Below are 14782 nucleotides of genomic sequence, written 5' to 3' on the forward strand. Positions count from 1 at the left end.
CACAGTAGCGAAAATCTTTTACGGAACACCGGTGCCCAGGTCTTTGCGTTTATGTCTGGGGCAACCGTTTGTTTCAGAAGGGGCTAAACAAGCAATGCTACAAATTTTTGCGCTGCCACCGACAGGGGAATGTTGTTATTTGTTAAAACACCCAGCTTCCTGGCAGGTATCTTTTCCCGCAGGTTCAACATAAAAACTTCGCTGCCGGAGAGTTCTTTTTCGATGTATTCTTTTACCACCAGAGAGATGCCCAGGCCTATTTTGGCCATTTCCACCAGCAGGTCCACACTGCCCAGTTCCACTTCGGGGATTATCTTTACGCCTTTACTTTCCAGGAACGTATCAATAAAGTTTCTTGTTGTGGTGTTTTTTTCCAGCATCAGCACAGGATATTGTGCCAGTTCTTGCAAGGAGATTTTCTTCCTCTTCAGGTGGGCGAAGTTTTGCCCGGCTATAAACACATCGTGTATGGTTTTCACCTTATCTACCCGCATCGTTTTCTCCACTGTTCCAGGCATGTTCACCACTGCCACGTCTACACTGCCTTTTTTCAGTAGTTCAATACACCTGGGCGATGTCCTGTTGGTCACTTTGATGCGAATGTTGGGGTAAAGGCGGTTAAACTTCTTGAGATAGGGAAGAAGGTAGTATTTACAGATGGTATCACTTGCCCCTATCCTGACTTCTCCCTGTTGCAGGGAGTGGATTTCCTCAATGCTTCTTTCACCGGCCCTGATCAGGTTATAAGCCTGTTCAATATGCCTGAACAGGGTCTCCCCTTCCTGAGTAAGTTTGACCTGCTTGGTATTCCTGATGAACAGCCGGCAGTTCATTTTTTCCTCCAGCAGTTTGACGGACTGGCTTACGGCGGACTGGGAGATGTGCAGCTCCTGTGAAGCCCCGGAGAAGCTGAGATTTTTGGCTACGTAGTAAAAAACTTTGTATAATTCGAAGTTGATGTCCATATAAGAGCTCCTAATAAAATATATTAGTAATATTAACTACACTTATTAATTTTAGTATGGTAGAATAAAGCTGTAAAGTAGTAAATTTCATGGGGGTAAAATTACTGTGACAGTGCGGAGAATTTTTGTCGAAAAGAAACCCGGTTATGATGTGGAAGCGCAAAACCTGTACCGGGACCTTAAGGAGAACCTGGATATTGCGGGTCTGGAGCGCCTGCGGATTGTCAACCGTTATGATATCGAGGGGATTTCCGATGAAGAATACCGGAACGCCAGAACCACCGTTTTTTCAGAACCGACCGTCGACTACGTTTATGACGAGGCGCTGCCTGTCGATGACGGCGACATAGTGTTTGCCGTGGAATACCTGCCGGGCCAATATGACCAGCGGGCAGATTCGGCGGCTCAATGCGTGCAGATTCTCACCCAGAAGGAAAGGCCGGTTATCCGGTCGGCCCGGGTAATTGTGCTGAAAGGCAGCATTTCCGATGATGAAATAGCCAGGATAAAAAGTTACTGCATTAATCCTGTTGATTCCCGGGAAGCATCTCTGGACAAGCCTTTAACCCTGGGTATGGAATGTATTGTTCCCCCTGATGTGGCGGTGGTGGCAGGTTTTATTTCCCTGCCTGACGGAGAGCTGCAGCGCCTGATGGATGAAATGGGCCTGGCCATGAGTTTTGCCGATCTCAAGTTTCTGCAGGAGTATTTTAGGGACACTGAAAAAAGGGATCCTACCGTTACGGAACTGAGGGTAATAGATACCTACTGGTCCGACCACTGCCGGCATACCACCTTTTTGACTGAAATAGAGGAAGTGGCCATAGAAGAGGGGACTTTTACCCAACCCGTAAAGAAGGCTTATGAGGAGTACCTGCAGTCCCGCAGGTTTGTTTATGAAGATAAAGGGAAGGATATTTGCCTTATGGATATCGCCACCATGGGCATGAAAGAACTGCGCAAGAGGGGGCTTTTGCAGGACCTGGATGAATCAGATGAAATAAATGCCTGCAGTATTGTGGTAAATGTGGACGTGGACGGCCGGGAGGAAGAATGGCTGGTTATGTTCAAAAACGAAACCCATAACCACCCCACGGAAATAGAGCCTTTTGGTGGCGCGGCCACTTGCCTGGGCGGAGCCATCAGGGACCCGCTCTCGGGGCGTTCCTATGTCTATCAGGCCATGCGGGTTACCGGCAGCGGTGACCCCCGGACCAGGATAGAAGACACCCTGCCCGGCAAGCTGCCCCAGCGGAAGATAACCACCGAGGCGGCTCATGGCTACAGTTCTTACGGCAACCAGATCGGATTGGCCACGGGCCAGGTGGCTGAGTTGTATGATGAGGGATTTGTGGCCAAGCGAATGGAAATTGGCGCCGTCATAGGCGCTGTGCCCAGGAAAAATGTGGTCAGGAAACAACCGGCAGCGGGAGATGTGGTTATCCTGGTGGGCGGCCGCACAGGCCGGGACGGTTGCGGTGGGGCTACAGGCTCTTCCAAGGAGCACACTGAAGAGTCTATTCTGACCTGCGGCGCCGAGGTCCAGAAGGGTAACCCCCCCGAGGAACGCAAAATCCAGCGGCTGTTCAGAAACCCCGAAGTCAGCGTAATGATAAAGAAGTGCAATGATTTTGGCGCCGGCGGGGTATCGGTGGCTATCGGAGAACTGGCTGACGGGCTGGATATAAACCTTGATGCAGTACCCAAGAAGTATGAGGGGCTGGACGGTACGGAGCTGGCCATTTCCGAATCCCAGGAGCGCATGGCTGTTGTGGTGGACCGGGAAAATGTGCAGCGCTTTATCCAATTAGCCCGGGAAGAAAACCTGGAAGCCACTGCGGTGGCGGAAGTAACCTCCACCGGCAGGCTGCGCATGAGCTGGCGGGGGCAATACATTGTTGACATCAGCCGGGCTTTCCTCAACACAAACGGGGTAAAACAGAAGACCAGGGTAGCGGTGAAGGCGCCGGCAGAGGATGAGAGCTATTTTGCCAGGCTCAACCCCGGTGTGGAAAAAGAGTTGGGGGATTTAAAGGCTGCCTGGCTGGCCAACTTGAGGGATTTAAACGTCTGCAGTCAAAAGGGTTTGGTAGAAAGATTTGACAGTACCATCGGCGCCGGCACCGTGCTCATACCCTTTGGCGGGAAATACCAGGCCACCCCGGCGGAAGGTATGGTGGCCAAAATCCCTGTTCTGGCGGGGGATACCACGACGGGAACGGTGATGACCTTCGGATATAACCCCCAATTAGCCAAGTGGAGTCCTTTCCACGGCGCTTTGTATGCTGTTCTGGAAGCTGTGGCAAAAGTGGTTGCTATAGGCGGAGATTATAAAAAAATCAGGCTTACTCTCCAGGAATACTTTGAAAAACTGGGGAAAGACGCAGCCCGGTGGGGCAAGCCTTTCAGCGCTTTGCTGGGGGCCTTCTATGCCCAGAAAAGATTTGGCATTCCGGCCATTGGCGGCAAGGACAGCATGTCAGGTACCTTCAAAGACCTGCATGTTCCTCCTACCTTGGTAGCTTTTGCCGCCGGTGTTGTGAAAGTGGATAAAGTGGTTTCGCCGGAATTCAAAAAAGCTGGCAGTAAAGTTGTTTTGGTTCCGGCTGCCCGGGATGCCAAGGAGATGCCTGATTTCGACCGGTTGGCTGCAAACTTCTCCAAGGTATATGAACTGATCCAGTCAGGCAAGGTTTTGGCAGCGCACTCGGTAAGAATGGGCGGGTTGGCTGCTGCTGTGAGCAAGATGGCCTTTGGCAACCGGATAGGCATGGTCTTTACCGCCAAAATGGAACCGGCTGACCTTTTTGCGCCCGATTACGGTTCCATAGTCCTGGAGCTGGACGAAAAGATAAATCTGGAAGAGGTTTTCGGTTCTGTGCATTACAAGGTGTTGGGGTATACCAGCGAAAAGGCTGTTTTACAGGTAAACGGTGTAGAAATAGGCTTGGCAGAGGCTGTTGCTGAGTGGGAGAAACCCCTGGAAAAAATCTTTCCTACCAGGACAGACGCCATATCTGAAAAGCCAAAAACAGCGTGGTTTACCGGGAGAAACACCGGCAAGCCGGCTATACCGGTGGCCAGGCCACGGATATTTATCCCGGTATTTCCCGGCACCAACTGTGAATATGACAGCGCCAGGGCCTTTGAAAAGGCCGGCGGCATAGTGGAAACCCTGGTTATCAGGAACCTTACCCCCGTGGAAATAGAGCAATCAATTGAGGCCATGGTCAAGGCCATTGATAATTCGCAGATAATTATGATACCCGGCGGCTTTAGCGCCGGTGATGAGCCTGACGGTTCCGGCAAGTTCATCGCTGCTATATTCAGAAACTCCAGGGTTAAAGAGGCAGTCATGAAATTGTTAAAACAAAGAGACGGCCTGATGCTGGGCATCTGCAACGGTTTTCAGGCTCTGATTAAGCTTGGTTTGGTGCCCTACGGTGAAATCAGAGATATTTCGCAAGACTGCCCTACCCTCACCTTTAATACCATCGGGCGCCATGTTTCCTGCCTAGTGCGGACCAAGGTAACGTCTACCCTGTCTCCGTGGTTTAACAATGTAAATGTGGGCGATGTCCATACTGTAGCTGTTTCTCACGGCGAAGGGCGTTTTGTGGGCAGGGAGGAAGAGATAGAACAGTTGATGAGAAACGGGCAAGTGGCTACTCAATATGTGGACCTCGAGGGGAAACCAACTTACGACATTGCCTTTAACCCCAACGGATCCATGCATGCCATTGAAGGTATTACCAGCCCTGACGGCCGGGTGCTGGGCAAAATGGGACATTCAGAGAGAATTAGCTCCAATGTCTATAAGAATGTACCCGGAGAAAAAGACCAAAAGCTGTTTGAGGCCGGGGTAAGGTATTTTGCTTAAAACTCTAATCTTGACACAAACATGCTCTCTTGTTAAGATAAATTTGTAAAATTAAATCTCGTTTTTCGGTAAGCTGCACCGTTATACGAGGGAAAGTGTGCCTAGGGTTCCGCTGTAGTTAGTGGCCAATGACCGGTTGCTGGTACAAGTGGTCATTTGGTTCTAACTTATAGGACTGGTCCGAGTGGTACAGGTGTTTTTTAACACTACACCGACGGGATAAAAGCCCAGACGGGTAGGTTTCACTCGATTGAGTAGATCTACCGGTCTGGGCTATTTTAATATTTCATACTTTTGTTTATTTTGGTAAACTTTTTTGTTTTTTGTTCTAATTTCACAGTTAAGTGGGAGAATATTACCGGCAACCTTAGCATTGTAGAAATTGCTTAAGCAGTACAATTATAAAATCAATATTCAATGTTTTAATGGTTACCAAAGCTAACGCACTTTAAACTTAAGGAGGTATTCTGCTATGCTGGAAAGGTTATTCAAACTCAGGGAATTAGACACCAGTGTCGGAACAGAAGTTGTTGCCGGGTTGACCACTTTTATGACGATGGCCTACATACTTGCCGTCAACCCCATTATTCTCTCCGGGGCAGGCATGGATTACAATGCCGTTTTCCTGGCTACGGCGCTGGCGGCAGGGATAGTTACTATAGCCATGGGGCTGTTCGTGAACTTCCCCATCGCCCTGGCGCCGGGTATGGGTCTGAATGCTTACTTTGCCGCTGTTGTGGCTTCAGGCCAGATGACCTGGCAAGTGGCCCTGGGAGCTGTATTCATTTCCGGAGTTATTTTTTTGATTTTGACAGTAACCAACATTCGACAGTTGTTGGTAGAAGCTGTGCCAAATTCTATGAAAAAAGCAATTACCGTCGGTATTGGATTGTTTATTACTTTTATAGGTGTGAAATTATCCGGGCTTACCGTTGTCTTCCTGGAATTACTGCCCGGCAAATTTGGCGGCACGCTGGAAGGGATTGCCAAAGCAGGCAAAGGTGTTATCCAGCCGACAGAATGGGTGGTTCAACTGGGGAACATCAGTCACGGCCCGGCCCTCCTGGCGATTATAGGTCTGCTTATTTCCGGCCTGTTGATGGCCAGAAAAATCAAAGGTTCTTTGCTCTGGGGAATTATCATAACGACTGTTATAGGCATTCCGTTGGGGGTAACCAAAATTGAAGGTTTTAAGTATGCCCTTCCCTCTTTCAGTAATGTTGCCATAGGCCAGCTTGATGTGAAGGGCGCTCTCGGAGCAGGACTGATTACCGTAATATTGACTTTTACCTTTGTTGAGCTCTTTGATACCTTTGGTACTTTGGTGGGGACTGCAGGCAAAGCGGGACTGCTTGATGAGAAGGGGAATAACCCCAAAATTGGCCGGGCTATGCTGGTTGACGCTCTCGGTGTCAGTTTTGGAGCGCTCATGGGAACCAGTACCGTTACTGCTTATATTGAAAGCGCCGCCGGTATAGGAGAAGGTGGTAAGACAGGCCTTACGGCAGTCACCACCGGAATAATGTTCCTGCTGGCCATTTTTCTGGCGCCTTTTTTCGTTCTCATTCCGAGCGCGGCCACTGCTCCTGCTCTGATTCTCGTGGGTTTATTGATGGTATCGGCCATCAGGGATATTGATTTTTCGGAAATGACTGAGGCCATTCCGGCATTCCTTACCATTGTATTTATGCCTTTTACCCAAAATATTGCCAATGGCGTTTCAGCCGGCATATTTACTTACGTATTTTTAAAAATAGCCACGGGAAAAGCAAGGGAAGTTCACTGGCTGATGTATATACTGGTTGTCCTGGTGGCTGTTAGGTACACTATGCTGGGGAGCGCATAATTTTAAAGGATAAAGGTTTTTGACACAGGAAACTTAACCTTGCATGTGGAAAATTTATTTAGAAAAACTTTTTACTGTATGATAATAGCTTTGGAGGTGGCTTATGGCTAAACCGCTTGTTGGTATTGTAATGGGGAGTGACTCAGACCTGAAGATAATGCGGAATGCGGCCAACATACTGGCAGAGTTCGGTATCGAAAGCGAGGTTATCATTTCTTCGGCCCACCGTGTACCTGAGAAGACGGCGCAGTATGCCAAAACGGCCGCAGAAAGAGGACTGGAAGTAATTATTGCCGGGGCCGGTATGGCTGCCCACCTGCCAGGAGTCATTGCTGCCCTCACTCCGCTGCCGGTTATAGGGGTGCCTATCAAATCAGGGGCTCTGGAAGGAGTGGACGCCCTGTACGCTATTGTTCAGATGCCGCCGGGAATTCCTGTAGCCACGGTTGCCATAAACGGGGCAAAGAATGCAGGTATCCTGGCCGCCCAGATTATTGGCGCCAAGTACCCTGAAGTCAGGGAAAAAATAAAGGAATATAAAGCGAAAATGGAACGGGAAGTGGAGGAGAAAGCTGCCAAACTTGCCGAATTGGGTATAGAAGGTTATTTGAACAACGGCAGTTAATAGAATTTTTTAGCCACAGAGAATTTTTTTAACCACAGAGAACGCAGAGGACGCGGGGACTAAGTTTCAAAAGTAAAGTTTCCGGCTACTCCGGTCATTGAATTCCAAATAATTTCTGTGGAATTTTCCTGTTTACTATTTATTTCAATGTTTTCTCTGTGTTCTCCGTGCCCTCGGTGGTGATTTTTTAAAATCACAAAGTAGACATCCTGATATCCTCGTATATACTCGATAATATGGTTCGAGAGTCTCTACCCGGCACCGTAAATGACCGGACTACGAGGGAACACCGGTTCTTTTGGCATTCCTTTAAAGGAATCCGGTATACCATGCTGATTTTTGGCTCTGGTGGTTCCCTGGTTCTGGACTCGCCAGAGCTAATTTTATCTTGTCAGAACAAAATTTAACGGAGGTACCTAAAGGATGATTGACCGTTACACATTACCTGAAATGGGGAAAATCTGGACCCTGGAGAACAAGTTTCAAAAGTGGCTGGACGTGGAGATTGCCGCCTGTGAAGCCATGGCCGAACTGGGCTATATACCGGTGGAGGCGGCGAAGGCAATCAGGGAAAAGGCAGCTTTTGATGTTGACCGGATTAACGAGATTGAAAAGGTGACCAACCATGATGTGATTGCCTTCCTGACCAACGTGGCCGAAAACGTGGGTGAAGAGTCAAAATACATTCACATGGGTATGACTTCATCGGATGTGGGGGACACGGCCCTGTGTTTGTTAATGAAGGAAGCGGGAGAACTTTTGCTTCCCCGCCTGCAGATCCTGCGGGAAAAGCTGGTGGAAAAAGCCAAAGAGTACAAATATACACCGATGATCGGGCGGACCCACGGCATTCATGCCGAACCGATGACCTTCGGCATGAAAATGCTCCTCTGGATTGCGGAAACAGACCGCAATATCGAACGGCTGAAAAGGGCCATCGAAAATATCAGCGTCGGTAAGTTATCCGGGGCTGTAGGCACTTACGCCAATATCGACCCGGAAGTGGAGCGCCGGGTTTGCGAAAAACTTGGCTTAAAACCTGCGCCGATAGCCACTCAGGTTATTCAGCGGGACCGGCACGCTGAATACATGGCGACCATAGCGGTGATAGGATGCACGTTGGAAAAAATCGCCACGGAGCTGCGCAATCTGCAACGGACCGATATCAGAGAGGCCGAGGAGTACTTTGCCAAGGGGCAGAAGGGTTCTTCGGCCATGCCCCATAAGAGAAACCCCATCACAGGGGAAAGAATTTCCGGTTTGGCACGCGTATTGCGGGGCAACGCTTTGGCGGCCATGGAGAACGTGGCTTTATGGCATGAAAGAGACATATCCCATTCTTCTGTAGAGCGGGTAATCATACCTGACAGCACTATCCTACTTGATTACATGCTCCATCTGACCATAAAAATTGTTAGTAACCTACTGGTTTATCCCGACGCTATGATGGAAAACATGAATAAAACCAGGGGCCTGATTTACTCGCAAAGGGTACTGCTGGCCCTTGTGGAAAAAGGTATCCTTAGAGAAAGAGCTTACGAACTGGTGCAGAGAAATGCCATGGAGGTTTGGCGCACCAAGCAAAACTTCCTGGATCTCTTGTTAGCGGACGAGGATGTAACGGCCCTTATTTCACCCGAAGAACTGCGTTCTCTGTTTGATTACCAGTGGTATCTCAGGTATGTCGATACCATCTTTGCCCGCTTTGGTTTATGATTAGTGGCCGGTGTGCAGTGACCGGTTGACAGATGCCTGTGTGGCTTAAATTTAAGGGGGGAGAACAATGGATATTCAAAAGCAGGAATTACTTTATGAAGGGAAAGCCAAAAAAGTCTACAAGACTACTGACCCGGACCTGTACTGGGTGGAGTACAAAGACGATGCAACGGCCTTTGACGGCAAGAAAAAAGGCACTATCATGAACAAAGGAATCCTAAACAACAAGATTTCTACCCATTTTTTCAATTTGCTGGAAAGCAAAGGGATACCAACTCACCTGGTGAAACAGGTCAACGACAGGGAGCAAATTGTCAAGGCGGCAAAGATTATCATGGTAGAAGTTGTTGTGCGCAATATTGCGGCCGGTTCTTTATCCAAGCGGATAGGACTGCCGGAAGGTACCATGCTGCCCAGGACGGTGCTTGAGTTCTATTACAAGGATGATGCCCTGGGTGATCCGCTAATTAACGAATACCATATCTATGCTCTTAATTTAGCTACGCCCGAACAGGTGCAAACAATTTCTTCCATAGCTTTGCAGGTGAACGACATTCTCAGAGAGTATTTAAAAGATAAAAAAATAGATTTAATTGATTTTAAATTGGAGTTTGGTATTCATAAAGGCGAGGTAATTCTGGCTGATGAAATTTCACCTGATACCTGCCGCTTCTGGGATGTGGAAACGAAAGAAAAACTCGATAAGGACCGTTTCAGAAGAGACTTGGGCAACGTGGAAGAGGCTTACCGGGAAGTGCTTAGAAGGCTCACGGGAGAGAGTATTTAAGCTTTGGCATATTTCCGGAAATGATTTACTTTGTATGCGGAGGAAGATAAAATGATCAAGGAAGATTACGGGCTCTCCTCGGACAAAGACGTCGAACCGGACCTGTTCCGGGCCGACAAACCAAGGGAAGAATGCGGAATTTTCGGTATTTTCGGACCGGATAAAGATGTTGCCCGCCTGACCTATTACGGGCTTTACGCCTTGCAGCACCGGGGACAGGAAAGCGCAGGTATTGCCACTGCTGACGGTAAAAACATCCTGCTGCATAAAAATATGGGCCTGGTGCCCGAGGTTTTTGACGAAGCCCGGTTAGACAGCCTGAAAGGACATGCGGCTATTGGACATGTGCGCTATTCCACCACTGGTTCCAGTTTAGTCACCAATGCCCAGCCGCTCGTGTGTTATTACCAAAAAGGTATGATTGCCCTGGCTCATAACGGCAACCTGACCAATGTCCACCAACTTCGCCCGAAGCTCATGGAAAGGGGTGCAGTGTTCCAATCTTCTATTGATACCGAGGTAATTGTAAACATCATAGCCAGACACAGCAACGTGCCTATTGAGAAGGCTATTACCAGGTGTATGGATGAAATAGAAGGCGCCTATTCCCTGGTGGTTTTGACCGGGGATAAGTTAATCGGGGTGCGGGACCCACATGGCGTCAGACCGTTGTGTCTCGGTAAACTGGGCGGCGCTTATATACTTGCTTCCGAATCCTGTGCCCTTGATACCATTGGGGCCGAGTTGGTCAGGGATGTGGAACCGGGCGAGGTAATCGTCATAGACAAAAACGGCATTAAGTCTATACATTACGGGGCAGCGGAAAGAAAAGGCCTCTGTGTTTTTGAGTTCATATATTTTGCCCGGCCCGACAGCGTTATTGACGGGTATATGGTCAATCAGGTTCGCCGTGAGATGGGTCGCCAATTAGCGAAAGAGTACCGTGCCGATGTGGACCTGGTGATATCTGTGCCGGATTCGGGAAATGCCGCTGCCCGGGGCTATGCCGAGGAATCAGGGCTGCCTTTTGAGGAAGGGCTCATGAAAAACCGTTATATCGGCAGGACCTTTATCCAGCCGACACAGGAATTGAGGGACCTGGCGGTACACCTGAAATTAAACCCGATCAAAAACATTCTCAAGGGGAAACGGATTCTGATGATTGATGACTCCATTGTCAGGGGTACTACCTGTAGCCGTATGGTTAAAATGCTCCGGGATACAGGAGTCAAAGAAATCCACATGTGTGTCAGTTCGCCGCCTATTTTATGGCCCTGTTATTATGGTATAGATACTTCCAACAGGAAAGAACTAATAGCTGCCAAGATGTCCCTTGATGAAATAAGGCAATTCATCGGGGCCGACGGGCTCCATTACCTGAGCCTGGAAGGGCTCTTGAAAGCGTTCAATACCGTACCCGGTAAGTTTTGTACAGCCTGTTTTGACGGCGATTATCCCATTCCTATCCCCAAACCGGAGGAAATGGGAAAATTCGTTCTGGAATAGGAGGGGAAGGAAATGGAAGAAAAAAAAGGGATAACTTATGCCGATGCAGGTGTAGACATTACAGCCGGCAATGAGGCGGTAGAATTGATGAAGGCCCATGTCATGAGGACCTTCCGCCCGGAAGTACTGACCGGCATAGGAGGGTTTGGCGGCTTATTTGCCTTGGATGCAGCCAAATATAAAAATCCGGTCCTGGTTTCCGGAACGGACGGAGTAGGTACCAAATTAAAAATAGCTTTTATGACGGGCAGGCATGATACCATCGGTATTGATGCTGTGGCTATGTGTGTGAACGACATCCTGGTGCAGGGAGCGGAACCCCTGTTTTTCCTGGACTACCTGGCAGTAGGGAAATTGGTTCCTGAAAAGGTAGCCGATATTGTAAAAGGGATTGCCGAAGGCTGCCGGCAGGCCGGGTGTGCCCTGATTGGCGGTGAAACTGCGGAGATGCCCGGATTTTATGCCGAAGACGAATATGATGTGGCCGGGTTTGTTGTCGGTATTGTTGACCGGGAAAAAATAATTGACGGCCATGCTGTTCAGCCTGGTGACAAACTGGTCGGTTTGCCTTCATCCGGACTCCACAGCAACGGGTTTTCCCTGGCCAGAAAAGTGCTGCTGGAAATAGGCGGTTTTGCCCTGCATGAGACACCGGCGCCTTTAACCAGGCCATTGGGCGAGGAACTTCTTGAGCCAACCCGTATTTACGTGAAACAGGTACTTCCCCTGTTGAAAAAACATCGTATTAAAGGGATGGCGCATATTACCGGTGGTGGCTTGACGGAAAACATTCCCCGTATCCTTCCCAACAACTGCAAGGTAGTAATTGACCCGTCGGCCTGGACAGTACCGCCTATCTTTAAACTTATCCAGGAGACGGGCCGCGTGGTAGACCATGAAATGCTGCGCACATTCAATATGGGCATAGGCCTGGTCATAATTGCGGCTCCCGACGAAGCGGAAGCTGTAATGCAGACCCTTGCCGCTAACGGGGAAAAAGCCGTTTATATAGGTGAGGTAGTACCCGGAGAGGCGGCTGTAGAATATAAGGGGGTATAACTATGGCCAAAGTAAAGCTGGGCGTGCTGGCCTCCGGCAGAGGTTCCAACCTGCAGGCAATCATGGATAACATTGATGCCGGGAAGCTATCGGCGGAAGTGGTTGTTGTCATCAGCGACAAACCAGGGGCCTTTGCCCTGGAAAGGGCCAGGAAAAAAGGAATTCCGGCTTTCTGGTTTGAACTGGCAAGTTTTCCAGGGAAAGCCGAATACGAGAAAGCAATAGTGGACACCCTGGTTCAGCATGGTGTTGACCTGGTGGTTCTGGCAGGCTATATGAAGTTGGTCGGTGAAGTGCTGCTACAGAGTTTTCCCAACCGGATAATGAACATTCACCCCGCTTTGCTGCCTGCATTTCCAGGGGCGCATGGCCAAAGGGATGCGGTAGAATACGGGGTCAGGTATTCGGGATGTACCGTCCATTTTGTAGACGCCGGCATGGATACAGGTCCGATTATCCTGCAGGCTGTCGTACCTGTCATGCAAGACGATGATGAAGACACTTTGGCTCAGAGAATACTGCAAGAGGAACACAAGATTTACTCCCAGGCCATTCAACTCTTTGCTGACGGTAAATTAAAGGTTGAGGGAAGAAAAGTGCGGATCAGTGACTAGGACGTTGCTGAAACCGGAAAAGGAGGAGTAAAGTTGAGCAGGAGAGCGATTATCAGTGTGTCAAACAAGGAAGGCGTTGTTGAATTTGCCCGCGCCCTGCACGGGCTGGGGTTTGAAATTGTGTCCACGGGCGGCACTTTCAAAACTATTAAAGAAGCGGGAATACCGGCCAAGTATGTTACTGAGATAACCGGATTCCCGGAAATCCTGGACGGCCGGGTCAAGACTTTAAACCCGTATGTCCACGGTGGTATCTTGGCGAAGAGAACCCCCGAGCATTTAGCCCAGTTAGAAGAACATAACATTGGTCCGGTAGATTTGGTTGCGGTGAATCTGTATCCTTTCAAGCAGACCATCAGCAAGCCGGACGTGACACTGGAAGACGCCATTGAAAACATAGATATCGGCGGGCCTACCATGGTAAGGGCGGCAGCCAAAAACTTTGAGCATGTTATCATTGTGGTGAACCCGGTGAGATACGGCCAGGTTATTGAAGAACTGAAAAAAGGAAAAGTAAGCAGGGAATTCAGAATGCAGTTGGCAGCCGAGGCCTTTACCCACACGGCAGAGTATGATACATACATCAGCGCCTATATGAACAACTTGGTACGGGAAACGACGGGGGAAAAGTTCCCGGCCAACCTCCATCTCAGCTTTGTCAAGGCCCAGGATTGCCGGTACGGCGAAAACCCGCATCAAAAAGCGGCTTTCTACCGGGACCCGCTGGCAAAAACGCCGGGTGTTGGAACAGCGCAGCAACTGCAGGGGAAAGAATTGTCTTTTAACAATATTATGGACGCCAATGCAGCCTTCGAAATAGCCAGGGAATTTACAGAACCCACGGTGGTCATCATCAAGCATAACAATCCCTGCGGCGTGGCCAGCGGTGCCAGTTTAGCCGAGGCTTACCGGCGGGCCTATGAAGCCGACCCTGTATCGGCCTTCGGCGGGATTGTGGGCATAAATACTACTGTGGACAAAGCTACAGCCGAAAAAATGAATGAGATTTTCCTGGAGGCCGTTATTGCTCCTGATTATACGGAGGAGGCTCTGGAAGTTTTTGGGGTAAAGGAAAATCTGCGGGTTTTGAAGACCGGGCAGATGCCCGAAGGGCCGCCTGCGGGCTACGATATGAAGGCTGTAAACGGCGGCTTGCTTGTTCAGGAATCTGATGCCGGGTCAATAACTGTCGATGACCTGAAAGTAGTGTCCAAAGCCCAGCCTACCAGAGAACAATTAGAAGAAATGCTTTTTGCCTGGAAAGTTGTTAAGCATGTGAAATCCAACGCCATAGTAGTGACTAAGGATAAGTGCACATTGGGAGTCGGCGCCGGACAGATGAACCGTGTGGGTTCGGCCAGGATAGCCTTTGCCCAGGCCGGCGAAAAGGCGAAAGGGGCGGTGCTGGCCTCCGATGCCTTCTTTCCCTTCCGTGACACAGTCGACGAGGCCGCCAAAGCGGGAATTACGGCCATTATTCAGACGGGCGGTTCCCTACGGGACGAGGAATCCATCAAAGCGGCCGACGAGCATGGCATAGTCATGGTCTTCACTGGCATGAGGCATTTCAAACACTGAAACGGTCCGTTGACATTGGTCGGTTACCGCCACAGTAATGGTAAAACAATCGTTGCTCCAAAGCTGCGGGCGGAAACAGTGTAAACTCCGTTCAGTTGAAATCACTGAACCCGGCCAAATCGTCGTCCATGACTCAATGGCCGGGTTTCCGGCGTCCGTGCCGGAAACAGTGATTTCAAGCCTTCACTGTCGTTAACACTGTTTGA

Annotated in this window: 10 protein-coding genes and 1 riboswitch; of the genes, 9 read left to right on the plus strand and 1 reads right to left on the minus strand. The window is 49.4% G+C overall.

What is annotated here, in order from left to right; genetic code table 11:
* Positions 1-83: 83 nt before the first annotated feature.
* Positions 84-965 carry a LysR family transcriptional regulator gene (locus tag Tfer_RS10940; RefSeq protein ID WP_052218444.1) on the minus strand — a complete coding sequence of 294 codons (882 nt, stop codon included), beginning with the start codon at positions 963-965 and terminating at the stop codon, positions 84-86.
* A 106-nt stretch (positions 966-1071) separates the two neighbouring features.
* On the opposite strand from Tfer_RS10940, the gene Tfer_RS10945 reads away from it, so the two are divergent.
* The 9 genes from Tfer_RS10945 to purH all read left to right on the plus strand — a co-directional run bounded on the left by Tfer_RS10945 (position 1072) and on the right by purH (position 14576).
* Positions 1072-4845 (plus strand): phosphoribosylformylglycinamidine synthase, encoded by a 3774-nt coding sequence (locus Tfer_RS10945; RefSeq protein ID WP_052218445.1) that lies wholly within the window; start codon positions 1072-1074, stop codon positions 4843-4845.
* 472 nt (positions 4846-5317) lie between these two features.
* The gene (locus Tfer_RS10950; protein ID WP_052218446.1) at positions 5318-6691 is read left to right on the plus strand and encodes an NCS2 family permease; all 1374 of its coding nucleotides are present in this window, start codon (positions 5318-5320) and stop codon (positions 6689-6691) included.
* Between the two features lie 103 nt (positions 6692-6794).
* Positions 6795-7316 (plus strand): 5-(carboxyamino)imidazole ribonucleotide mutase, encoded by a 522-nt coding sequence (gene purE / locus Tfer_RS10955; protein ID WP_052218447.1) that lies wholly within the window; start codon positions 6795-6797, stop codon positions 7314-7316.
* Positions 7317-7514: 198 nt separating this feature from the next.
* Positions 7515-7615, plus strand: a riboswitch (purine riboswitch).
* A 124-nt stretch (positions 7616-7739) separates the two neighbouring features.
* Positions 7740-9032, plus strand: coding sequence for an adenylosuccinate lyase (gene purB / locus Tfer_RS10960; protein ID WP_052218448.1), 1293 nt, complete (start codon positions 7740-7742; stop codon positions 9030-9032).
* A gap of 67 nt (positions 9033-9099) precedes the next feature.
* On the plus strand, positions 9100-9819 hold the full coding sequence (gene purC, locus Tfer_RS10965) for a phosphoribosylaminoimidazolesuccinocarboxamide synthase (protein WP_013119714.1): 720 nt from the start codon (positions 9100-9102) through the stop codon (positions 9817-9819).
* Between the two features lie 51 nt (positions 9820-9870).
* Positions 9871-11325, plus strand: a complete 1455-nt coding sequence (gene purF / locus Tfer_RS10970; RefSeq protein WP_013119715.1) for an amidophosphoribosyltransferase — start codon at positions 9871-9873, stop codon at positions 11323-11325.
* Between the two features lie 12 nt (positions 11326-11337).
* The gene (purM, locus tag Tfer_RS10975) at positions 11338-12384 is read left to right on the plus strand and encodes a phosphoribosylformylglycinamidine cyclo-ligase (protein ID WP_052218449.1); all 1047 of its coding nucleotides are present in this window, start codon (positions 11338-11340) and stop codon (positions 12382-12384) included.
* A 2-nt stretch (positions 12385-12386) separates the two neighbouring features.
* Positions 12387-12998, plus strand: a complete 612-nt coding sequence (purN, locus tag Tfer_RS10980; protein ID WP_052218450.1) for a phosphoribosylglycinamide formyltransferase — start codon at positions 12387-12389, stop codon at positions 12996-12998.
* Between the two features lie 33 nt (positions 12999-13031).
* Positions 13032-14576 (plus strand): bifunctional phosphoribosylaminoimidazolecarboxamide formyltransferase/IMP cyclohydrolase, encoded by a 1545-nt coding sequence (gene purH / locus Tfer_RS10985; RefSeq protein WP_052218451.1) that lies wholly within the window; start codon positions 13032-13034, stop codon positions 14574-14576.
* Positions 14577-14782 lie beyond the last annotated feature (206 nt).

Source organism: Thermincola ferriacetica, assembly GCF_001263415.1.
Taxonomy (GTDB): Bacteria; Bacillota; Thermincolia; order Thermincolales; family Thermincolaceae; genus Thermincola; species Thermincola ferriacetica.

Coding starts and splice junctions, on each gene's coding strand:
- Tfer_RS10950 (WP_052218446.1), top strand. CDS start 5,318: ATGCTGGAAAGGTTATTCAAACTCAGGGAATTAGACACCAGTGTCGGA.
- purF (WP_013119715.1), top strand. CDS start 9,871: ATGATCAAGGAAGATTACGGGCTCTCCTCGGACAAAGACGTCGAACCG.
- purB (WP_052218448.1), top strand. CDS start 7,740: ATGATTGACCGTTACACATTACCTGAAATGGGGAAAATCTGGACCCTG.
- purE (WP_052218447.1), top strand. CDS start 6,795: ATGGCTAAACCGCTTGTTGGTATTGTAATGGGGAGTGACTCAGACCTG.
- purC (WP_013119714.1), top strand. CDS start 9,100: ATGGATATTCAAAAGCAGGAATTACTTTATGAAGGGAAAGCCAAAAAA.
- purN (WP_052218450.1), top strand. CDS start 12,387: ATGGCCAAAGTAAAGCTGGGCGTGCTGGCCTCCGGCAGAGGTTCCAAC.
- Tfer_RS10940 (WP_052218444.1), bottom strand. CDS start 965: ATGGACATCAACTTCGAATTATACAAAGTTTTTTACTACGTAGCCAAA.
- purM (WP_052218449.1), top strand. CDS start 11,338: ATGGAAGAAAAAAAAGGGATAACTTATGCCGATGCAGGTGTAGACATT.